The sequence below is a fragment of the Chromobacterium sp. IRSSSOUMB001 genome (genome assembly GCF_023507765.1).
Classification (GTDB): domain Bacteria; phylum Pseudomonadota; class Gammaproteobacteria; order Burkholderiales; family Chromobacteriaceae; genus Chromobacterium; species Chromobacterium haemolyticum.
Genome location: NZ_JALCYU010000010.1, coordinates 51,042 through 72,577, shown reverse-complemented (window position 1 = coordinate 72,577; position 21,536 = coordinate 51,042). Strand labels below are relative to the sequence as shown.

Here is a 21,536-nt window from a genome sequence, read left to right as displayed (position 1 = left end):
AAGCGCTCCAGGGCGACGCGCGGCTATGCCGACGCGCAAAAGCGAGCCCAGCCGTTCCCGGCTTGGCGCGCGTCTTCTCTCATCCGGACTTTCACCGTCGGCTTCGGCTTCGCACCGAATCTGCTGACCCGCGCATCGTGGAAACGATGGCGCGGCGCTCGCGGGCTCGCCGCCGGCATGCGCCGCGGCTTACCGCCGGTGGGGAGTTTCACCCCGCCCTGAAGACAGGCACAGGATAAAGGCGGCGCCAGGGTTGGACAAGCCCGGCCGCATCGCGCATAGTCTGCGCATTCTGATTGCGATGGAGCAAGGCATGACCCTGAAACCGCCAGTCTGGCTGGCTTTTGTCCTGAGCGCCGGCACCGCCTTCGCCGCGCCGGCGCCGGCAGCCCAAACCGAGATCAATCACCTGCTGGACTATCTGGCCAAATCCGGCTGCGAGTTCAATCGAAATGGCAGTTGGTACGGCTCCAAGGAGGCCCGCGACCATCTGAACGACAAATACCAGTATCTGCTGAAAAAAGACTGGGTCAGCAGCACGGAAAGCTTCATCGAGCGCGCAGCCACCCAGAGCAGCATCAGCGGCAAGGCCTACCAAGTGCGTTGCGGCGCGGCGCAGCCGGTGGCCAGCGACGCCTGGCTCAAGGCCGAGCTAAGCCGCTATCGCCAGCGCAAATAAACGCGGTATCGCGCGTCCGGCCGGCAATCCCGGCCTGCCGGACCGCCACGCAGCTGTTATAATCGCGGCTTTCCTGTAATCCAGTGTTCTTTCCCCGATGACTGCTGCCCAGCTGCTGGCCCAACTCAAGGCCGACCTCCCCTCCTGCCTGATCCGCGACCGCCATGCCCTGCGTCGCAAACTGAGCGACGCCGCCGAGCGACTGAAGAAAAACCAGCCTGCGGACAAGCAACTGGCCGACATTCAGGCTCAGATCGAACGCTCCGCCGCCAAGGTGGCCGCGCGCCGCGCCCACCTGCCCAAGCCCGACTTCGACGACGCCTTGCCGGTCAACCAGAAACTGGCCGACATCAAAACCGCGATCGAGCGCCACCAGGTGGTGATCATCTGCGGCGAAACCGGCTCCGGCAAAACCACCCAGCTGCCCAAGATCTGCCTGGAGCTGGGCCGCGGCGTGCACGGTCTGATCGGCCACACCCAGCCGCGTCGTCTGGCCGCGCGTTCAGTAGCCAGCCGCATCGCTCAAGAGCTGAAATCCACGCTGGGCGAACACGTCGGCTTCAAGGTCCGCTTCACCGACAAGCTCTCGGAAAAGTCCGTAATCAAGCTGATGACCGACGGCATCATGCTGGCGGAAACCCAGACCGACCGCTACCTGGAAGCCTACGACACCATCATCATCGACGAGGCGCACGAACGCAGCCTCAACATCGATTTCCTGCTGGGCTATCTGAAACAGCTGCTGCCGCGCCGGCCGGACCTGAAGGTGATCGTCACCTCGGCCACCATCGACGCCGACCGCTTCTCCCGCCATTTCGACGGCGCGCCCGTGATTGAAGTCTCCGGCCGCACCTATCCGGTGGAAGTGCGTTACCGCCCGCTGGCGCAGCGCGACGAAGACGAGCGCGAAGTGGAAATGGAAGGCGCCATCGTCGACGCCGTCGACGAACTGTCGCGCCAGGGCCCGGGCGATATGCTGGTCTTCCTGCCTGGCGAGCGCGAGATCCGCGAAACCGCGGAAAAGCTGCGCAAGGCCGGCATTCGCGGCTACGAGATCCTGCCCTTGTTCGCGCGGCTGTCCAACGAGGACCAGCAGAAGATATTCAAGCCGTCCGGCGGACGCCGCATCGTGCTGGCCACCAATGTGGCCGAGACCTCGCTAACGGTGCCCGGCATCAAATACGTGATCGACACCGGACAGGCGCGCATCAACCGCTACAGCCCGCGCGCCAAGGTGGAACAGCTGCAAGTGGAGAAAATTTCCCAGGCGGCGGCGCGTCAGCGCGCTGGCCGTTGCGGCCGTGTCGAGGCCGGCATCTGCGTGCGCCTATACAGCGAAGACGACTTCAATCAACGCCCGGCGTTCACCGATCCTGAAATCGTCCGCTCCAACCTGGCCGCGGTCATTCTGCGCATGGCCGCGCTGCGGCTGGGCAAGGTGGACGCCTTCCCCTTCCTGGAAGCGCCCAGCAGCCGTCTGATCGCCGACGGCTACCAAGTGCTGACCGAGCTGGGCGCGGTGGACGACAAGGGGGAATTGACCAGCGTGGGCAAAGAGCTGGCGCGGATTCCGGTGGACCCTAAGGTGGGCCGCCTGCTGCTGGCCGGCCGCGACTTCGGCTGCGTGCGCGAAGTACTGATCATTGCCGCCGCCTTGAGCGTGCAGGACCCGCGCGAGCGGCCGTTCGAAGCGCGCGAGGCGGCCGAACGCGCCCAGGCGCGTTTCAACGACGAGAAGTCAGACTTCCTGTCCTTCCTGCACCTTTGGGATTTCTTCTCCGACGCGCTCAAGCACAAGAAATCCAACCGTCTGCTGATCAACACCTGCCACGAGCACTTCCTGTCCCACCTTCGCCTGCGCGAGTGGCGCGAACTGCACGCGCAGCTGGCCGACATCGCCAGCGAGCTGGGCCTGATCAAGCGCGAACAGGCCCACGCCGACGCCGAACAGCCGGACGCGCAGATGACGCAGAAAAAGCGCCAGCAGCTAGACGCCGTCGCCTATGAAAACCTGCACAAAGCGCTGGTAACCGGCTTGATCGGCAATCTGGGCATGAAAAACCAGGAAAGCGACGACTACCAAGGCACTCGCGGCGTTAACTTCCACGTGTTTCCCGGTTCCGGCCTGAAAAAAGCCAAGCCTAAATGGCTGGTGGCGGCGGAACTGGTGGAAACCACCCGCCTTTACGCCCGCTGCGTGGCCAAAATCGAGCCTGAGTGGGTGGAAAAGCTGGCGCCGCACCTGGTCAAATACCACTATTTCGACCCGCACTGGGAAAAGAGCCGCGGCGAAGTAGTGGCCAGCGAGCGCGTCACTCTGTATGGCCTGACCCTGGTGCCGCGCCGGCCGGTGAGCTATGGCCGCATCGCGCCGGTAGAAGCGCGCGAGCTGTTCATCCGCGGCGCGCTGGTAAACATGGAATACGTCAGCAACGCGCCCTTCTTCCAACGCAATCAGCAACTGATCCGCGAAGTGGAGCAGCTGGAACACAAGGCCCGCCGCCAGGACGTGCTGGTGGACGAGGAAGCGCTGTTCGCCTTTTACAGCGAACGGATTCCGGCCGAGGTGGTGGACGCGACCAGCTTCGAGGCCTGGCGCAAGGAAGCGGAAAAGACCGACGCCAAGCTCTTGCACCTGACGCGCGAGGAGCTGATGCGCCACGCCGCGCAACATGTCACCGAAAACCAGTTTCCGGAATGGCTGGAGCTGGAAGACGGCCGCCTCAAGCTGCGTTACCGCTTCGAACCCAATCACCCGCTGGACGGCGTCACCCTGGACGTGCCTCTGGCCATCCTCAACCGCTTGCAACCGGCGGCTTTCGAATGGCTGGTGCCCGGCATGGTGCGCGAAAAGCTGCAACAGCTGATCAAGGGCCTGCCCAAGCAAATCCGCCGTTGCTGCGTGCCGGTGCCGGACTTCGTCACCCGTTTCCTTAGCGGCAACCCGGACCCGCAACAGCCTATCGCGCCGCAGCTGGCGCGCTTCATCCTGCGCGAGACCGGCGGCGTCAAGGTGGACATCGACGATTTCCGCGCCCAGGAGCTGCCGGCTCATCTGCTGTTCAACTTCCGCGTCATCGACGACGGCAAGCAGGAAATTGGACTGGGACGCGATCTGCTGGCGCTGCAAAAGCAGTTCGGCCAGGCCGCCCAACTGACTTTCCGCGATACGAGCGCGGAATTCGAGCGCGACGAGGTCAGCAGCTGGGACTTCGGCGAACTGCCGGAAAGCATACAGTTTGCCCGCGGCCGCCAGCAGTTGACCGGCTATCCGGCCTTGACGCTGGAACAAGATAAGGTGGCGATTCGCCTGTTCGACACTCAGCTGGTAGCCGAGCGCCATCACCGCCAGGGCGTGATCCGCCTGCTGCAGCTGCAGTTGAAGGAACAAATGAAGCAGCTGTCCAAGGGCCTGCCCGGCATGACCCAACTGGGCCTGCAGCTGCGCGCAGTGGCCAATATCGACGAATTATTGGCCGACGCCATCGCCTGCATCTGCGACCGCGCTTTCATTGGCGACGACGCGCTGCCGCGCAACGAGAAAGCCTTCAACGACCAGAAAACCCGCGCCCGCACGCGCTTGCCGGCTGTCATTCAGTCGGTGACCCAGTACCTGGGTCAAGTGGCCGCGGAATACGGCCCGCTCAGCGTCAAGATGCAGAAACACAAGCTGGGTTACGAGTTGCAGCAGCAATTGGCCAAGCTGGTTTACAAGGGTTTCCTGGCCGCCACGCCGTGGAGCCAGCTGCCCCATTTGCCGCGCTATATGCGCGCGATGGGCCTGCGCATGGACAAGCAGCCGGCCAACCCGCAGCGCGACGGCCAGCGCGGCGCGGAAATCCGCGATCTATGGCAGAAATGGGAAACCCGGGTGGCAGAGGACAACGAGGCGGAAGGCGCGTCCCAGGCCCTGCTCGATTTCCGCTGGCAGATCGAAGAACTACGCGTCAGCCTGTTCGCCCAGGAGTTGAAAACGCCGTACCCGGTATCCGCCAAACGGCTGTTGAAGCTGTGGAGCGAGCTGCCGCGCTAAGAACTTGTTCAAGGTCTGCTGCGCTTCGGCGATACGGCGTTGAAAGCGACTTCGAAATGCTCATGTACCCTATGTACATTCCGCTTTCTCAGCCGTTTTCGCCTTGTCTCGTCCTTGCTTGCGAGACTTTGAACAGACTCTGAGCCCCAGAACCCGAACTCGCACGACAAAACGGCGGCGTCGATAAGGACGCAGCCGTTTTCCCATGCGCGCTTCAATGCACCGGATGGGACAAGCCCGGCTTATCGCCCCAGGCCAGCAAAAACAGGCCCATCGCCAGGCCAAGCAGGCAGAAAATCATCAGATAGCCGGCCAGCGCCAGCGAACTCGCCTCCATCCACACCGACAGCAGCACCGGCGTGAAGCCGCCCACCACCGCGTAGGCCACATTGTAGGAAAAAGACAGGCCGCTAAAGCGGATGGGCGCGGGGAAGGCGCGCACCATCAGATAAGGCACCGCGCCGACGATGCCGGCGGCAAAGCCGGTCAGCGTGTACAGCGGGCGCAGCCAGCTCGCGTCCTGCCCCATGGTCTGATAGAAACACCAGCTGCTGACACCCAACAGCAGGCTGCCCACGATAAACACCGGCCCGCCGCCAAAACGGTCCGCCGCCAGGCCGGCCACAATGCACCCCACGCTCAGCGCGACAATGGCCAGGCTGTTGGCGAACAGCGCCTCCACCGGCGGCACGCCAAACTGTTTTTGCAGAAAAGTGGGCGTCATCAGGATCACCACCACAATGGTGACCGACAGCATCGCGGTGGCCGCCATGGACAGAGCCATGCCAAGGCGATGGCCCCGCAGCGCCGCCTTCAGGGGCAGTTCGGCGGACAGCGCCTTGCGCGCCTGCATTTCGCTGAACACCGGAGTCTCGTGCAGCCAGCGGCGCAGATACATCGCCACCAGGCCGAACACCCCGCCTATCAGGAAGGGAATCCGCCAGGCGCCGTCCTCCAGCTGCTGCGGCGTGAAAGCCAGATTCATCGCCATCGCGATCAGCGAGCCAAACAGTATACCTATCGTCAGCCCCGAGGTGATGATGCCGCAAGCCAGGCCGGTGCGGCGCGACGGCGCGTGCTCGGCGACGAAAACCCAGGCGCCCGGCACCTCCCCGCCAATGGCCGCGCCCTGCAACACGCGCAACAGGAGCAGCAAGATCGGCGCCCACACCCCTATGCTCTGATAGGTGGGCAGCAGGCCCATCGCCAGCGTAGGCAGCGCCATCAACACGATGCTGAGCGTGAACATGCGTTTGCGGCCGAACAGGTCGCCGAAGTGCGCCATGACGATGCCGCCCAGCGGACGCGCCAGATAGCCGGCGGCGAAGATGCCGAACACCTGCAATTGACGCAGCCAGCCCGGAATGTCCTGCGGAAAGAACAGCTTGCCCAATACCAGGGCGAAAAACACGTAAATGATGAAATCGTAAAACTCAAGCGCCCCGCCCAGCGAGGCTAGGCCCAGCGTCTTGCAGTCGTTGCGGTTCAGTTTTCGCGTGTGCGCCGCTTCGGCGCTCGCGGTTTGAGTCATATCGGGTCCTTTCAGCGACCAAGATCGCAATCGCCCTCCCCGCCGCGCGGCGCGAAGGGCTGCGCGTTTATTTTTTGAAGGGGTTGATCGTCGGCGCGTCCTCGTGCTGGACAATGCCGAAGCTGCTGCGGATCAGCGAATTGAGCATGGGCTGGCGATGGCGTATCCACAGCGAAGTCGGCACCGGCCGGCAGCCCATTCTCGCCTTGGGCTCCAACGCGGTGCGCCCAAAAATAACCCGCCGTCCGCCGGCGGCCAGCGCCGACTCAATCGCCGAATGCAGCAGGCGCAAATAGAGCGGCAGCTCCTTGGCCGCGGCGCGATCAAAGCCGATCTGCGCGGCGGTGATCTCTTCGCCGTTTTTCAGGATCAGCAAAAAGCCCAGCAGCGCGCCGTCGCGCCACAGGCCGCGCAGCTCCGCCCGCTCCGGCCCCAGCGCGGCCATCCGCCGCCAGTATTCCGCGCTCACCGTGACCGGCCGCAATGTGGCGTTGTCTTGCACCGCCAGGTAGAGCAGCTGCATCCGCTCCGCCTGCGCGTCCACCTGCTGCGGCGTCATCACGCCGATTTCGCAACCGGCGGCTTCTATCGGCTTGAAAATCTGCTGGCGGATGCCGCTGCGGTATTTGGAGGTCATGCCGGCCAGGTAGTCGTCGTAAACACGCCAGTCCTCGGCCAGCGGCAGCACCATATTGGGCTCTGTTTCCAAGGTACTGTAGCTGAGCTTGCCCAGCGCCCGACTGTCTTCCCGCGCTGTTTCGTCCATGTCCTTGACCAGCACGAAGTCGATCTGGCCGTTGAGCTTCTCCGCGCGGCGGATGCGGTAGAGCATCTCCGCCACCGCCTGCCAACGGGTCTGCGGGTCCAGGTCCTCGGCGAAAGCCGCGCCGTCCAGGCCGTAGCTGAGCATATTGCCGCAGACCAGCAGCCGTTGCCGCAGCTTGGGCTTGAGATTTTGCGCCAGCGCGGCGCGCAGCGAACCTTCCGGCCGCGGTCCGGGGTGAGCGTGCATGGTTTCCAAGCTCACCTCCAACAGTTGCATCGCCACCGCCGCCACTGGCTCGCCGTCGCGATAGGCCAGCGCGTAGCGCACGTCGAAGTTGGCGAGCCCGGACTGCTCGAGCGCGCGCCAGTAATCGCGGGACATCAGCAACCCGTGCCGGGCCGCCAGTTGATCCCAGTGCTGCCCGTTCAGGAAGTCTATGCGCTCGGAAAAGGCGAAATTCAGCGCGCTGGCCTGCCGCAAACGGCGGCGCAGCTTCCAGCCATCGCCCAGTTGGCGGGCCAGTTGTTTGATTTTCTTGCTCATGGCTTGGGGCGTAGAAGACTGGTTCTATGATTGACAATCATTCCAGTGTGCCGCAATGCCAATAGGGCAACAAGCCTCCCTCAATGCGCGCCATCGGTCAGCAAGCGTCGGTAGCGCTCCGGGGAATAGCCTAGTTGCTTGTTGAACATCGCAATGAAGGCCGACGCGGTGCCGTAGCCCAGGTCGGCGGCGATGTCCTGAACCGGACGCCCTTCGCGCAGCCAGGCCAGGGCCCTGAGCAAGCGCACCCGGTTGCGCCACTGGACAAAGCTCATGCCCAGTTCGCGTTGAAAATGGCGCGCCAGCGTGCGCTCGGTGCCGTGCACCCGCTGCGCCCACTGCGCCAAGGTGGCGGCATCGGCCGGATTGTCTCGGATGGCGGCCAGGATGGGCGCCAATTGACGATGGCGGCTGTCCGGCAGATAGCTGTCCTGGTGGCCGGCCTGGGACAGCCGCGCCAGCAGCAGTTCGGCTTGGCGCTGGTCCCACGGATCCCGAACGACAGTGACGCCGCGCTGGCAGAAGTCATCCAGCAGCGCTCGCAGCAAGGGCGTTTGCGGAATCAGGCAGGGATGGGCGGGCAAGCGGGCGGCCTGTTCGGTCCCGACATAGACTGAGGTGTAGCGCATGGCCTGACGCACCGAAGCGGAATGGCGAACCCCGGCCGGCACCCAGATCAGGAACTCCGCTGGAGCAGCCAACGCGCGCTCGGCCTGACCAGGCTCGATCAAGCTCAACTCTATCACGCCCAGACTAATGCAGTTCAACTGACCCCAGGGATGGCTGTGCGGCGAAAACTCCGTTTGCGGCGTCAGCTGGTCGTAGCGCAGATGGATTGGCGTCGGTTCCGGCAAGCCTTGGTCCAGTTCTGAGTAGTCCAATTTGTCGGTTTCCCGCTATCGTCTTGTCTGTTTTGCATTATATGCATTGAATCAGACAGCGGTACACTGCCTACTGTTAATGCTTTTCTGTACTCTCGACCGCGCGTCGGAACGAGAGCCGCATCCGGAGCCATCCCATGTACTCATTGTTTCCCATGCTGGCGGTGATGATCTGGTCCGCCAACACCGTGGTGTCCAAAGCCGCGGCCCATGCGCTGGATCCCGCCGCCATTTCCTTCTACCGCTGGTTATTGGCAGCCTTGATTCTCACCCCGCTGAGCCTGCGGCCGGTGCTGCGCCAATGGCGCGCCATCAGACCCTGGCTGGGCCGCTTCGCCATATTGGCCGCGCTCGGCATGGTGATGTACCAATGTCTGGCTTATTACGCCGCGCACAGCACCAGCGCCACCAATATGGGCGTGATCTGCGCCTTGATCCCGCTGCTGGGTCTGGCGCTGAACGCGACCGTCTTCCGTCAGCCCACCGGCGCGCACGCGTTGTTCGGCGTGGCGGTGTCCTTGCTGGGCGTGCTGTATCTGCTGGGCCAGGGGCGGCCGATGGACCTGATTAGCGGCGGCGTGAACCGCGGCGACGCGCTGATGCTGGCCGGCTCCGTCTCCTACGCGCTGTACGGCATTCTGCTGCGCCGATGGGCGCCGCCGTTCGGCAGCTGGACCAATCTATACATCCAGGTATTGCTGGCCGTGCTGATGCTGGTACCGGTGGCGATGAGCGCGGACAGCCTGGCGGTGCCGCCGCAAGGCGCCGGCCTGGTCGCCTTCGCCGGCATCGCCTCCTCGGTGCTGGCCCCCTATCTGTGGATGCGCGGCATCCAGAGCCTGGGCAGCGAGCGCACCGCCATCTTCATGAATCTGCTGCCTTTGTTCACCGCCTTGATCGCCAGCGCGCTGCTGGGCGAAACCATCCACGATTACCACTGGCTGGGCGGCGGGCTGATCCTGCTGGGCGTCAGCCTGAGCCAGGGCGGCTGGGCCAAATTGCGCGGCCTCGCCCGTTCCACGGCCTGAGCGCCCATTCCGCCGCCGCGCCCGGGCTCCACGGCCGGCGCGGCGGGATTGCCGCGGCCCCGCTTATCGCCTAAGCTCTGTAACAAAACCGCAGCCGGCGCGGCCGGCCATGACAACCTCTCAACCGTGGAACCCAAAACCATGTGCCAGTTGCTGGGCATGAATTGCAATACTCCAACCGACATCCTGTTCTCCTTCGAGGGCTTTCACCGCCGCGGCGGCCAGACCGACCACCACGCCGACGGCTGGGGCATCGCCTTTTTCGAGAACAAGGGCTGCCGCATCTTCCTGGACGACAAACCGTCCGTGGAATCGCCGGTGGCTCACATGGTGCGCAACTATCCGATCAAGTCGGAAAACGTGATCGCCCATATCCGCAAAGCCACCCAAGGCGAAGTCAACCTGGCCAACACCCATCCCTTCATGCGAGAGATGTGGGGGCGCTACTGGATCTTCGCCCACAACGGCAACCTGGAAAACTTCCAGCCCGATGCCGGCTGCCATTACAACCCGGTAGGCGGCACCGACTCCGAACGGGCGTTCTGCCACCTGATGGAGCGGCTGCGCGCCAAATGGTGCCAGCAACCGCAGCTGGACGAATTGTTCGCCGAAGTGGCGCGGCTGGCGGGGGAAGTCTCCAGTCACGGCGTGTTCAACTTCATGCTGAGCAACGGCGAGGTGTTGTTCGCCCACTGCTCAACTCATCTGCACTACATCATCCGCCAGGCGCCGTTCAACACCGCGCATTTGGTTGACGACGACGTCAGCGTGGATTTCGCCTCGGTCACCACCCCGCACGACCGCGTGGCGGTGATCGCCACCCAGCCGCTGACCGACAACGAAAGCTGGACGCAACTCGTCCCCGGCGAGCTGCTGCTGTTCCGCGACGGCTCCCCGCTGTCGCAACACCTGCCCGGCTGAACGCCCGCCGACAAGCCTTTGCCGCCGGTGTTATGCTGGCGGCAATGTCTTGTTCTACGAGGCCGCCATGCAGCGATTCGACTTCAGCTACGCCCCATTCGACACCCTGAGCCCGGACGAGCGCCTACGCCTTGAGGCTTGCGCCGACATCCTGTTCTACGCCAACGAGCAAACCGTGCTGGCGCCGGACGCGCCGGTGACGGCTCTGTACGTGGTGATCAAGGGCGTGGTGAGGGAAATGGCCGGCGACGAGATCGTCGCGCTGTACCGGGCGCAGGACGGCTTCGACGCCCGCGCCACCGCCGCCGGCCAGACCTCCCGCCGCTTCATCGTGCAGGAAGAGGCGTTGCTCTACAGCCTGCCGCGCGCGGAAGTGCTGGCACTGACCGAGAGCAACCCTCGCTTCGGCGCCTATTTTTACGCCAGCGTGTCGGAAAAGCTGGGCCGGCTGGCCCAGCGGGCGGGCCAGCGCGAACTGCAAACCTTGCTGGCGGCCACAGTGCGCGACGTCGGCGGCCGCCAGCCGGTGTTCGTGGATGGCGGCGCCAGCCTGCGCGACGCGGCGGCGGCGATGAAAGCGCACAAGTCCAAGTCCGTGCTGCTGCGCGGCCACGGGCGGCTGGGAATCCTAACCACCACGGACTTTCGCGACATCGTGCTGAACGGCGCGTCCTCGGACGCGCCGGCGGCGGAATACTGCCAGTACGAACTGCTGACCATAGACATCGACGATTTCCTGTTCAACGCCCTGCTGCTGATGACGCGCCGCAATCTGCGCCGCCTGGTGGTGACCGAGCACGGCGAGCCGGTGAGCATGCTGGCCCAGGTGGACGTGCTCTCCTACTTTTCCAACCACTCCCACCTGATCGCGCAGCGGCTGGAACGCGCGGCCACGCTGGACGAACTGGCGGAAGTGGCGGAGCAGATTCCGCGGCTGGTGCGCATCCTGTCCGGCCACGGCGTCAAGGCGCTACAGCTGGGCCGGCTGGTGCAAAGCCTCAACGCCCGGCTGTTCGCCCGCGCCTGGCGGCTGATTGCGCCGCCGGAGTTGGTGGCCAACAGCTGCTTGCTGGTGCTGGGCTCGGAAGGACGCGGCGAACAGATCCTCAAAACAGACCAGGACAACGCGCTGCTGCTGCGCGACGGCGCGCCGTGGCCGCAACTGGAAGCCAGCTGTCAGGCCTTTTCCGCCGCGCTGGCCCGTTTCGGCTACCCGCCCTGTCCCGGAAACATCATGCTCAGCCACCCCGATTGGCGTTTCAGCGGCACCGAGCTGCGCGATCGCCTCCACTGCTGGGTGCACAGCCCGGACGGAGACGCCTTGATGCGGCTGGCCATCTTCGTGGACGCGGAAGCCGTCTGCGGCGACCCGGCGCTGCTAGAGGACGCCCAAAACTATCTACGCGCCACCCTGCGCGACGACGCCGGCTTCTTCTCCCGTTTCGCCCGCGCCATCGAACAGTTCGACACCCCGCTGGGCCTGTTCTCCCATCTGCAAACTCGCGATCGTGACGGCCGCGCCGCGCTGGACCTGAAAAAAGGCGGCATTTTTCCTCTGGTGCACGGTATCCGCGCGCTGGCGCTGGAATATGGCGTGAGCGAAAACAACTCGCAGCAAAGGCTGCAGGAACTGGTGGCGCAGGGCCGGCTGGAGCGGGGCTTGGCCGAGGACGTGGGCGAGGCGCTGTCCTATCTGATGCAGCTGCGGCTGGATCAAGGGCTGGAGCGGCTTGCCGCCGGCAAACCGGCCGACAATCTACTGGAGCCGGAAAAGCTGTCCTCGCTGGAACGGGACCTGCTCAAGGACACGCTGGGCGTGGTCAAGCGGTTCAAGGCGCAGTTACGCCACCATTACCGGCTGGGCAGCTTCTGATGCTCACCGCCCTGCTGCGCCAATGGCAGCGACGCCGGCTGCGCGATCCGGCTTACGCAGAGATGTATCGGGAGCACCCGGACGAACTGGTCAGCCTGGACTGCGAAACCACCAGCCTGAATCCGGCGGACGCCGAACTGCTATCCATCGGCGCGGTCAAGTTGCGCGGCAACCGCATCCTCGCCAGCGAGGCACTCTACCTGCTGGTGCGCCCGGAACAAGCGCCCCAGGCGGACAATGTGCGCATCCACGGCCTGCGGCCTATCGATGTCAGCCAGGGCTTGGCGGCCCAAGACGCCGTGCGACGGCTGCTGGATTTCATCGGCGGCCGGCCGCTGCTGGGCTATTACCTGGAATACGACCTGGCGGTGCTCAACCGCTACGTCCGCCCCTGGCTGGGCGTGCCTCTGCCGCAGCGGCGCATTGAGATTTCCGGCCGCTATTACGACTACAAGCTGAGACAGAACCCGGACGCCCACATCGACCTTAGGCTGGCCAGCATCTGCCAAGACCTGGACATGCCAGCGCCGCCGCGCCACGACGCGCTCAACGACGCCATCAACGCGGCCATGCTCTACCTGGCGTTGAAACAACGTGGCTATGGTTGAGCACGCAGCGAGAGGGGCAAACCGGACAGAGCATGGCGACTTGCCATTGCCCATCAGGCTGATAGCTTATCTTCTGCACCGCGAACAACCTTGGAGGCATTGGCATGCACTCGAGCCGAATCCAGCTACCAGACGGCGAACACACTGTTGTTGAATGGCACGGCGCTTCGGAACAAGCTCCGCAAGGCGTAATCCTGTTCTTGCCGGCGTTGGGCGTCAACGTGTCCTACTATCGCGCGCTGGGCGCGGCCTGGGCGGCACGAGGCTATTGCGTGGCGGCGGCGGAAATCCGTGGCATGCACCAAAGCTCGGTGCGGGACGTGCGGCGCCAGGATTTCGGCTACCGGGAAGTGTTGGCTGATGTCGCCCACCTGCGTCAACAACTGAGCGAACAGACCTCTGGCCGGCCCCTGATCCTGGCGGGGCACAGCCTGGGCGGACAATTCGCCCTGCTGCAAGCCTGCGAGAATCCGGCGGAGGTGGCCGGCGTGGCCTTGCTGGCTGGCGGCTCCAACTACTTCCGCGCCATGCCCGGCGCACTGTCCGCCTGGAAACGAGGCTTCGGCCTGCGGCTGATCCAACAACTCAACCGCAGCCTGGGCTATTTCCCCGGCGACAAGCTGGGCTTTGGCGGACGACAGCCGGGGCGGCTGATCCGTGACTGGACGCAGGAAGCCTTGCACGGCCGTTACCGGCTTGAAAACAGCGACGCCGACTACGAAGCCGCGCTGCGGCGGCTGGAGCTGCCGGTGCTGCTGCTGTCCTTGTCAGGCGACCGCTTCGTTCCCCGCAGCTGCGCGGATTTTCTGGCCGACAAGTTGACTCGCGCCACGGTGACGCAGAGGGAACTACAGGCCGCCGATCACGGCTTGCGCGCTTTCTCCCACTTTACCTGGGCCAAATCCCCGCAACCGGTACTGGACGCGTTTCAACACTGGAGCCAACGCTTGTTCAACTGACTCCCGCGCTGCCAGCCTCGAACCGGGCGGGTCTTCCCGTCTACACGCCCGCCTCTACCTGCATCACCTTCACGCCCGCCTGCTGCAGGCCGGACAGGTAGTCCGAAGGAATGCCGGTATCGGTAATCAAAGTATCGATCCGGCGAGTGTCGAGAATCTTGTGCAAGCTGGTGCGGCGAAACTTGCTGGAATCGGTCACCACCACGACGCGGTCGGCCACCTCGCACATGCAGCGATTAAGCCTGGCCTCCGCCTCATAGTGCGTACTGACCCCATGCTCCAGATCCAGCCCGTCCACGCCGAGAAACAAGAGATCGAAATGATAGTCGCGCAGCGACTGCTCGGCTTGGGTGCCGTAGAAAGACAGCGAAGTGCGACGCAGCTGCCCTCCCGTCGTGAATAGCTCCACGCCCGGCGCGTCCGCCAAGACATTCGCGATATTCAGCCCATTGGTCATTACGATCAAATCCTGATGCGAACTCAGGCAACTGGCGAGTTGCTGGGTCGTGGTGCCGGAATCCAGAATGACGCGCGTGCCCGGCGCAACCAGGGTGGCGGCCAGTTGCCCGATTCGCAGCTTGACGCCTGCATTGAGCAGACTCTTGTCTGAAATGGCTCGTTCCTTGGGCGCGGACATTGGGTCAAACACCAGCGCGCCGCCATAAGATCGGGTGGCTACGCCTTGCTTTTCCAAAAAAGCCAAGTCATTGCGAATGGTGACCGACGACACCTGAAACTGCGCGGCCAGTTCGGAAACCTGCACGCTGCCGTGCTTGTTCAATTGTTGAATGATGCGCTCGCGGCGCTCGCTGGTGCTGACACTGTTTTTGCTTTCCATCATCTTGCGCTCCCGCTATACGCAGTTTCGGTTTCTTTTCTTTTAACACGACTCAAAATCAGCGCCTTCCGGCCGCCCTGTCGCCATTATTCCACAGCCTGCCGCGCCCGCCCACTTCGGCAAAAAAGCAACAAACCAAAATCTTTCTTTTCCTTTCTTCTTTTGGCTATTGAAATCATGCTCGCATTTCGTTTAGCTTAAAAAACATGGAAAACACCACAAGAAGAAACAAAACGAAATCAAAAATCGTTCCCATCAACCAGTGAGACAACTAATGAACCCCCTGCTAAAGCTAGTACGGCGCCACAGGCAAGGCGAGCATGTCGGCATCTTTTCCGTGTGCTCCGCCCACCCCCTTGTGCTGGAAGCCGCACTGATACAGGCACGCGAAAATCAGACTCCCCTGCTAGTGGAAGCCACGTCCAATCAGGTGGATCAGTTTGGCGGCTATACCGGCATGAGGCCCCATGGTTTCAGCGAACACCTGACCCAACTAGCGCAACACTACGGCTTTCCCGCCGACAAGCTGATTTTGGGAGGCGACCACCTTGGCCCCAATCGCTGGCAAAGCCTGCCCGCCGCTGAGGCGATGGAACATGCCCGCGATTTGATCGCTGCCTACGTGGCCGCCGGCTTCCAAAAACTGCATCTCGATTGCAGCATGGCCTGCGCCGATGACGAGCTCCCGCTGGACGACGCGCTAGTCGCCGCGCGCGCGGCGGACCTCGCCCGCGTAGCGGAAGAAGTTGGCCGCCACCTGTATGGCCGCAGCGAGCTTTTATATGTGGTGGGCACCGAGGTACCTACGCCCGGCGGCGCGCAGGAACATCTGGATGAGCTTACGGTTACGCGGCCGGAAGCCGCCGAACGCACTCTTCTCGCGCACCGCGAGGCCTTTGCCGCCGCCGGCCTGAGCGATGCCTGGCCGCGCGTGATCGCGCTGGTGGTGCAGCCCGGCGTAGAGTTCGATCACATCAGCGTGGCCAATTACCAGCCCGCCGCCGCCGCCGCGCTCAGCCGCATGATAGAGGAGCATCCGGGCCTGGTTTACGAAGCCCATTCCACTGATTACCAAACTCCTGCGGCCTACCGTCAGTTGGTGCGAGACCATTTCGCCATCCTCAAGGTTGGCCCGGCTCTCACTTTCGCGTTGCGCGAGGCTTTATACGCGCTTGCCGGCATCGAAAACGAATTGCTGCCGGAAAAGGAACGCTCCCATTTACGCAAGGTGCTGGAGCAATCAATGCTGGAGCGCCCCGCCTTCTGGCAAAGCCATTATCACGGCAGCCAGACGGAATGCCGGCTGGCACGCAGTTTCAGCTATTCGGACCGCATTCGTTATTACTGGCCCATCCCGGCGGTGGAGGCCAGTTGTCAGACGCTGCTCAACAACCTCTCCGCCGTAACCCTGCCAGAAACCTTGCTCAGCCAGTATCTGCCCGCCCAGTATCAGCGCGTGCGCGCCGGCACGCTGGAGGCTAAACCCAAGGCCTTGGTCATCGATTGCATCCAAGAGGTGCTGCGCCCCTACGCGGCGGCCTGCCGCGCGGAGACGGAGAAACAGCCATGATTCTGGGACATAGCCGTGAAGGCCTGGTGAAGGCGGGAGGGCTGGCCACCGCCCAAGAGATCGACCAGCAGCCGCTTGCTTGGGCCGATACGCTGGACATCGTCGAAGCCGAACGACCATCCATCAACGTCTTTCTTGCGCCGCTGCTCGCCCACCCCAATTTGCGCATCATTTTGACTGGGGCAGGCAGTTCCGCCTTCATCGGCGAAGCGCTCGCGCCCTATCTCAGCCGCTGGCTCGGCAGGCAGGTGGAGTCCATTGCCACCACCGACATTGTGACCTCGCCCGTCAGCTATTTCAACGCCAAGCGTCCTACCTTGCTCGTCTCCTTCGCCCGCTCCGGAAACAGCCCGGAAAGCCTGGCGGCCATAGAGTTGGCAGACAGCTTGCAACCCTCCTGCCGCCACTTGGTGCTGACCTGCAGCGAACATGGCGAACTCTATCGCCGCAGCCGCGAGAACCCCCGCGCGCTAAGCGCGCTGATGCCGCCGGACAGCAACGATCGCGGCTTCGCCATGACCAGCAGCCTTAGCTGCATGTTGCTTGCTTGTCTGGCCATCCTGTTGCCGCGACGCTTCAATCCCGTCGAATGCCTGGGCATGCTTCAGCGCGGTCGGCATCTGATGGACGCATTGCCGCGGCAACTGGCGGGCTGGGCGGTGCCCCCTCCGAAGCGCGTGGTGTATCTCGGCAGCAACGAACTCAAGGGCATCGCGCGCGAAGGGGCGCTCAAGATGTTGGAGTTAAGCGCGGGCCGCATCGTGGCCTTGTTCGATTCCGCCATTGGCTTTCGCCATGGGCCTAAGTCCGTCATTGACGAGCGGACGGTGGTGATACAGCTCATTTCCAACCAAGCGCATGTGCGCCGTTACGAATTGGACCTGCTGCAAGAGCTGCGCCGAGACGCGCGAGCGGAACAAGTCGTAGCGCTGGCCGATCGCCGCGACTCCATCATTGACGCCGGCGACCGGCTGTATCTGCCGCCAGGAAAAGAAGGCGACGATATGAGCCTGGCTTTTTGCTATCTGCCGTATTTGCAGTACATGGCTTTTCAAGCCTCCATGCTGCTGGGCATTTCTCCGGACTCGCCGTCTCCCGACGGGCATGTCAACCGCGTGGTGCAGGGCGTCACCATTTACCCCTATTCCGAGGCTTAGGAGGCGAAATGCCGAATATCGTATTGAGTCGCATCGATGAACGTCTGGTGCATGGACAGGTGGGCGTGCAGTGGGTGGGTTTCGCCGGCGCCAACCTGGTCATGGTGGCCAATGATGAGGTTGCCGCGGACACCCTCCAGCAAAACCTGATGGAGATGGTGTTGGCCGAGGGCATCGCCATCCGGTTTTGGCCGCTGCAAAAAGTAATCGACCAGATCCACCTGGCCGCGGACCGGCAAAAAATCCTCATCGTCTGCAAGACTCCGGGGCACTTTCTGCAATTGATCGAAGGCGGCGTGCCGATCAAACGCATCAATGTCGGCAATATGCATTACGCCAACGGCAAGCGTCAGATCCACAAAACCGTATCGGTAGACGAACAGGACGTGCGCGACTTCCGGGCGCTGCGCGAAAAGGGCGTGAAATGCTTTATCCAAGGCGTACCCACCGAACCGGAACAGGACGTTTACCCCTTGTTGCAAGACCAAGAAGAAGGAGAGTCATGATGGAGATCAGTCTGTTACAGGGGCTGGCCTTGGGCCTGCTGGCCTTTGCCGCCGGGCTGGACCTGTTCAACGGCCTTACCCATTTTCACCGGCCCGTGGTGCTGGGACCCTTGGTTGGCCTGATTCTGGGCGACGCGCGCACCGGCATTCTGGTGGGCGGCACGCTGGAACTGGTGTGGATGGGGCTTGCCCCGCTGGCCGGTGCGCAGCCGCCCAACGTCATCATCGGCACCATTGTCGGCGCCACTTTCGCCATCACCACCGGAGTCAAACCCGAGGTGGCGGTTGGCGTGGCGGTGCCGTTCGCCGTGGCGGTGCAGATGGGCATCACCTTTCTGTTTTCCGTGATGTCCGGCGTGATGTCGCGCTGCGACAGCATGGCAGCCGCCGGCGACTACAAAGGCATTGAACGGGTGAATTATCTGGCCTTGCTGGCCTTGGGTTCTTTTTATTTTCTCTGCGCCTTTCTGCCCATCTACTTTGGAGCCGAGCACAGCAAAACGATGATCGACATGCTGCCCAAGCGTCTGATCGACGGCCTTGGCGTCGCTGGCGGCATCATGCCCGCCATCGGCTTTGCCGTCTTGCTCAAAATCATGATGAAAAACGTTTATATCCCCTACTTCATCCTCGGCTTCGTTGCCGCGGCCTGGCTCAAGATGCCGGTATTGGCCATCGCCACCGCCGCGCTGGCCATGGCGATGATAGACATCATGCGCAAAGGAGGCGGTCAAACGCCGCCGCGCGCGCCTCAGGAGGCAGCGGAAGATGGCATCTAACACTTTGACCCAACCCTTGCCGCAGCAGGCGGAATCCCGTGCCGCGGACATGGATGACGACCGCTACGAAGACCAGCGCCTTGGCGCGGAATTGACGCGGCAAGACATTAATCGCTTCGCCTGGCGCTCCTTGCTGTTGCAGGCGTCTTTCAACTACGAGCGGATGCAGGGCGCAGGATGGCTGTACGGTCTGATTCCGGCGCTTCGCAAAATCCATACCCACCCAAGAGACTTGGCGCGCGCGATGAAGGGGCATATGGGCTTCTTCAATACCCACCCCTTCCTGGTCACCTTCGTGATGGGCATCGTCCTGGCGATGGAGCGCTCCAAACAGAACGTCAACAGCATCCAAAGCGCCAAGATCGCGCTGGGCGCCCCGCTGGGAGGCATCGGCGATGCGATGTTCTGGCTGACCTTGTTGCCTATCTGCGGAGGCATCGGCGCCGATCTCGCCTTGCAAGGCTCAGCGCTTGGCGCCGTGCTTTTCTTCGCCTTGTTCAACACCGTGCACTTCGGACTGCGCTTCTCTCTGGCTCACTACGCGTACCGGATGGGCATCGCGGCGATTCCCTTGATCAAAGCCAACACGCTCAAGGCCGCTCACGCCGCCTCCGTTGTCGGCATAACCGTGATCGGCGCCTTGGTCGCCACTTACGTGCGCCTCTCCACCCCCTTGAAAATTACCGCCGGCGACGCGGTGGTCAAGTTGCAGACCGACGTGATCGACAAGCTGATGCCCGCCTGTCTGCCTCTGGCCTACACCCTGGCGATGTATATGCTGGTGCGCCGCGGCTGGAGTCCTTTGCGGCTCATCGTCATCACCCTGGCCTTGGGCGTGGCCGGCACCTTTGGCGGCTTTCTGTAAGGATGACTTGCCTCGTATCGGCGACCACCACGCCCGTCCTTGTCGCCTCTGCACGACAAAAGCATCAACCACTGGGCCTTGGCCCTTAGAACGTGTTTACGATCTCGCGAGCAAGAGCGAGACAAGGCGAAAACGGCTGAGAAAGCGGAATGTACACGCGGTACATGAGCATTTCGAAACGGTTTTCAACGCGGTATCGCCGCAGCGCAGCAGATCGTAAACAGGTTCTTACAACCGGAGCATATCTATGTTGAACGTCATTTTCTGTGGTCATGGCCGCTTCGCCAGCGGCCTGCTCAGCGCCGCCGAACAAATACTGGGCGAACAGCACAACTGCATCGCCATCGACTTCCCCTCCACCTCGTCCATCGCGCTGTTGGAGCAGCAATGCCGCGACGCGCTCGCTTTACTGGATCATTTGCAAAGCGTGGTGTTCTTCACCGACCTTCTCGGAGGCACGCCGTTCCGCATCGCCTCCACGCTGGCGGTGCAAAACAGCCATATGAAAGTGGAAGTGTTGACGGGAGTCAATTTGCAACTGGCGGTGGAAATGCTGGGGGAACGTAACGGCGAAAACCTGGAGACCTTTCGCCAGCAAGCGCTGGACTGCGGCCGCCGCGGTTTGACCAGCCTTGCCGATGAACTGCGGAAACCGAGCAAGCCGCGTTGGCTGGATGGCGCCCCCGGCGCCGGCATCTGAACCGCGCCCGCGCCTGCCGGAGACCAATATGATCAACCTCATCCGCGCACGCCGCTTATTGACCGAGCAGGGCTGGCGGGAGCATCAGCTTCTCGCTCATGAAAACGGTGTCATTACCGCGATAGAGCCCCTTCCGTCCGCTCACGAGCGGTACGACGCCGAATGGCTGGTTCCCGCCCTGATAGACACTCATGTGCATGGCGGGCGAGGCGTGGACGTGATGGATTGCCGCGCCTCTTCGCTGCGCGCATTGTCGGCGGCCAAGGCCGATGAAGGCGTGGGCGCATTTTTGGCCACCACCGTCACCGCCCCGCTGCCCGAATTGGAACAAGTGCTGGCCTTGATCGCGGACGTCCGCCATGAAACGCCGCCCGGGGCGGAAATCCTGGGCAGCTATCTGGAAGGCCCCTACTTTACCCCCCGCCACAAAGGAGCGCATGAAGAGCGCTGGTTTCGCGAATTGGACATCGCGGAGCTTTCCCGCCTGAACGATTGCGCGGCCGGTTCGCTCAAGGTAGTGGCGCTGGCGCCGGAGAAGCCGCACGCCATCGCCGCCATCCATTACCTGAACGCCTTGAACGTGCGGGTCATGCTGGGGCACTCCGGCGCGGACTACGCCACAACCCAAGCCGCGCTGGACGCCGGCGCGTCCGGCCTCGTGCACTGTTTCAACGGCATGAGCGGCCTGCACCATCGCGCGCCGGGCATGGCCGGCGCGGGTTTGGCTCATCCCAAGGCCTGGCTGGAGCTGATCGCCGACGGCCACCATGTTCACCCCGCCGTTTTGCGATTATGCCGCTGCTGCGCCGGCGAGCGCCTGCTGCTGATCACGGACGCGATGCGCGCAGCCGGCATGCCGGACGGAGCGTACGAACTGGCCGGCAGCATGGTGGAAATGCGGGGAGGCATTGTGCGGACAGCCAGCGGCAGCCTGGCCGGCAGCACTCTGGGGCTGCTGGATGCGGTGCGCAATATGGTGGAGCTGGCCGGCGCGGACTTGGCCTCCGCTATCGAAATGGCTTCCCTGCACCCTGCACGGCTATTGGGCATTGACCATGAGTTGGGATCCCTGACGATAGGCAAACGCGCCAATGTGCTGGCGCTGGACGCCCGGATGCAACTGCAGGCGCTATGGGTTCGGGGCCGCCAAGTGAGAGGCAAGATATCCGCCCCGGTTTCAGCGTGAACCGCGAAATGCGCGGATAGAAAAACAAGAAGGATGCGGGGCCGCATGTTGTCGTTGCTTGACCTTCCGTTTCAACACCCAGGTTCTTGACTATCGCAAGCCAATAAAGGAAT

18 protein-coding genes and 1 riboswitch are annotated in these 21,536 nt (G+C 63.1%); of the genes, 14 read left to right on the top strand and 4 right to left on the bottom strand.

The window, feature by feature from the left end:
* Positions 1–67: 67 nt before the first annotated feature.
* A riboswitch (FMN riboswitch) is annotated at positions 68–230 on the bottom strand.
* 83 nt (positions 231–313) lie between these two features.
* Positions 314–679, top strand: a complete 366-nt coding sequence (locus MOV80_RS14510) for a DUF5329 domain-containing protein (RefSeq protein WP_162897061.1) — start codon at positions 314–316, stop codon at positions 677–679.
* A 97-nt stretch (positions 680–776) separates the two neighbouring features.
* Positions 777–4,712, top strand: a complete 3,936-nt coding sequence (gene hrpA / locus MOV80_RS14505; protein ID WP_249605247.1) for an ATP-dependent RNA helicase HrpA — start codon at positions 777–779, stop codon at positions 4,710–4,712.
* A 214-nt stretch (positions 4,713–4,926) separates the two neighbouring features.
* On the opposite strand, the gene MOV80_RS14500 is transcribed toward hrpA, so the two are convergent.
* From MOV80_RS14500 to MOV80_RS14490, 3 genes are all read right to left on the bottom strand, one after another.
* Positions 4,927–6,243 (bottom strand): MFS transporter, encoded by a 1,317-nt coding sequence (locus MOV80_RS14500; RefSeq protein ID WP_052052192.1) that lies wholly within the window; start codon positions 6,241–6,243, stop codon positions 4,927–4,929.
* A 67-nt stretch (positions 6,244–6,310) separates the two neighbouring features.
* The gene (locus MOV80_RS14495) at positions 6,311–7,552 is read right to left on the bottom strand and encodes a GNAT family N-acetyltransferase (protein WP_052052191.1); all 1,242 of its coding nucleotides are present in this window, start codon (positions 7,550–7,552) and stop codon (positions 6,311–6,313) included.
* A gap of 80 nt (positions 7,553–7,632) precedes the next feature.
* The gene (locus MOV80_RS14490) at positions 7,633–8,433 is read right to left on the bottom strand and encodes a helix-turn-helix transcriptional regulator (protein WP_043593151.1); all 801 of its coding nucleotides are present in this window, start codon (positions 8,431–8,433) and stop codon (positions 7,633–7,635) included.
* A gap of 137 nt (positions 8,434–8,570) precedes the next feature.
* Here MOV80_RS14490 and MOV80_RS14485 point away from each other — a divergent pair, with 137 nt between their 5' ends.
* From MOV80_RS14485 to MOV80_RS14465, 5 genes are all read left to right on the top strand, one after another.
* The gene (locus MOV80_RS14485) at positions 8,571–9,461 is read left to right on the top strand and encodes a DMT family transporter (protein WP_081576343.1); all 891 of its coding nucleotides are present in this window, start codon (positions 8,571–8,573) and stop codon (positions 9,459–9,461) included.
* A 141-nt stretch (positions 9,462–9,602) separates the two neighbouring features.
* Positions 9,603–10,382 (top strand): class II glutamine amidotransferase, encoded by a 780-nt coding sequence (locus MOV80_RS14480; RefSeq protein WP_161524579.1) that lies wholly within the window; start codon positions 9,603–9,605, stop codon positions 10,380–10,382.
* A 67-nt stretch (positions 10,383–10,449) separates the two neighbouring features.
* Entirely contained in the window at positions 10,450–12,255 is a 1,806-nt protein-coding gene (locus MOV80_RS14475; RefSeq protein ID WP_249605246.1) for a putative nucleotidyltransferase substrate binding domain-containing protein, read from the top strand.
* Complete coding sequence (locus MOV80_RS14470) at positions 12,255–12,863, top strand: 3'-5' exonuclease (RefSeq protein WP_043593147.1); 609 nt, start codon at positions 12,255–12,257, stop codon at positions 12,861–12,863. Before MOV80_RS14475 ends, MOV80_RS14470 begins: the two co-directional genes overlap by 1 nt.
* 104 nt (positions 12,864–12,967) lie before the next feature.
* Positions 12,968–13,822 (top strand): alpha/beta fold hydrolase, encoded by an 855-nt coding sequence (locus MOV80_RS14465; RefSeq protein ID WP_118267559.1) that lies wholly within the window; start codon positions 12,968–12,970, stop codon positions 13,820–13,822.
* Between the two features lie 40 nt (positions 13,823–13,862).
* Here the strand turns inward: MOV80_RS14465 and MOV80_RS14460 are convergent, their stop codons facing one another.
* The gene (locus tag MOV80_RS14460) at positions 13,863–14,663 is read right to left on the bottom strand and encodes a DeoR family transcriptional regulator (protein ID WP_118267556.1); all 801 of its coding nucleotides are present in this window, start codon (positions 14,661–14,663) and stop codon (positions 13,863–13,865) included.
* A 271-nt stretch (positions 14,664–14,934) separates the two neighbouring features.
* On the opposite strand from MOV80_RS14460, the gene MOV80_RS14455 reads away from it, so the two are divergent.
* The 7 genes from MOV80_RS14455 (at position 14,935) to nagA (ending at position 21,423) form a co-directional block, all read left to right on the top strand.
* The gene (locus MOV80_RS14455; protein WP_043593141.1) at positions 14,935–16,230 is read left to right on the top strand and encodes a D-tagatose-bisphosphate aldolase, class II, non-catalytic subunit; all 1,296 of its coding nucleotides are present in this window, start codon (positions 14,935–14,937) and stop codon (positions 16,228–16,230) included.
* Positions 16,227–17,387: an SIS domain-containing protein gene (locus MOV80_RS14450; RefSeq protein ID WP_118267553.1), complete on the top strand. Its 1,161-nt coding sequence runs from the start codon at positions 16,227–16,229 to the stop codon at positions 17,385–17,387. Before MOV80_RS14455 ends, MOV80_RS14450 begins: the two co-directional genes overlap by 4 nt.
* An 8-nt stretch (positions 17,388–17,395) precedes the next feature.
* Positions 17,396–17,893, top strand: a complete 498-nt coding sequence (gene agaV, locus MOV80_RS14445) for a PTS N-acetylgalactosamine transporter subunit IIB (RefSeq protein ID WP_043593137.1) — start codon at positions 17,396–17,398, stop codon at positions 17,891–17,893.
* Positions 17,890–18,672, top strand: coding sequence for a PTS N-acetylgalactosamine transporter subunit IIC (gene agaW / locus MOV80_RS14440; RefSeq protein ID WP_233423356.1), 783 nt, complete (start codon positions 17,890–17,892; stop codon positions 18,670–18,672). The genes agaV and agaW overlap by 4 nt, the downstream gene beginning before the upstream one ends.
* Positions 18,662–19,537 carry a PTS N-acetylgalactosamine transporter subunit IID gene (agaE, locus tag MOV80_RS14435; protein WP_039754129.1) on the top strand — a complete coding sequence of 292 codons (876 nt, stop codon included), beginning with the start codon at positions 18,662–18,664 and terminating at the stop codon, positions 19,535–19,537. Before agaW ends, agaE begins: the two co-directional genes overlap by 11 nt.
* Before the next feature lie 247 nt (positions 19,538–19,784).
* Entirely contained in the window at positions 19,785–20,237 is a 453-nt protein-coding gene (gene agaF, locus MOV80_RS14430; RefSeq protein ID WP_019100768.1) for a PTS galactosamine/N-acetylgalactosamine transporter subunit IIA, read from the top strand.
* Between the two features lie 28 nt (positions 20,238–20,265).
* On the top strand, positions 20,266–21,423 hold the full coding sequence (gene nagA, locus MOV80_RS14425; protein WP_039754152.1) for an N-acetylglucosamine-6-phosphate deacetylase: 1,158 nt from the start codon (positions 20,266–20,268) through the stop codon (positions 21,421–21,423).
* Positions 21,424–21,536 lie beyond the last annotated feature (113 nt).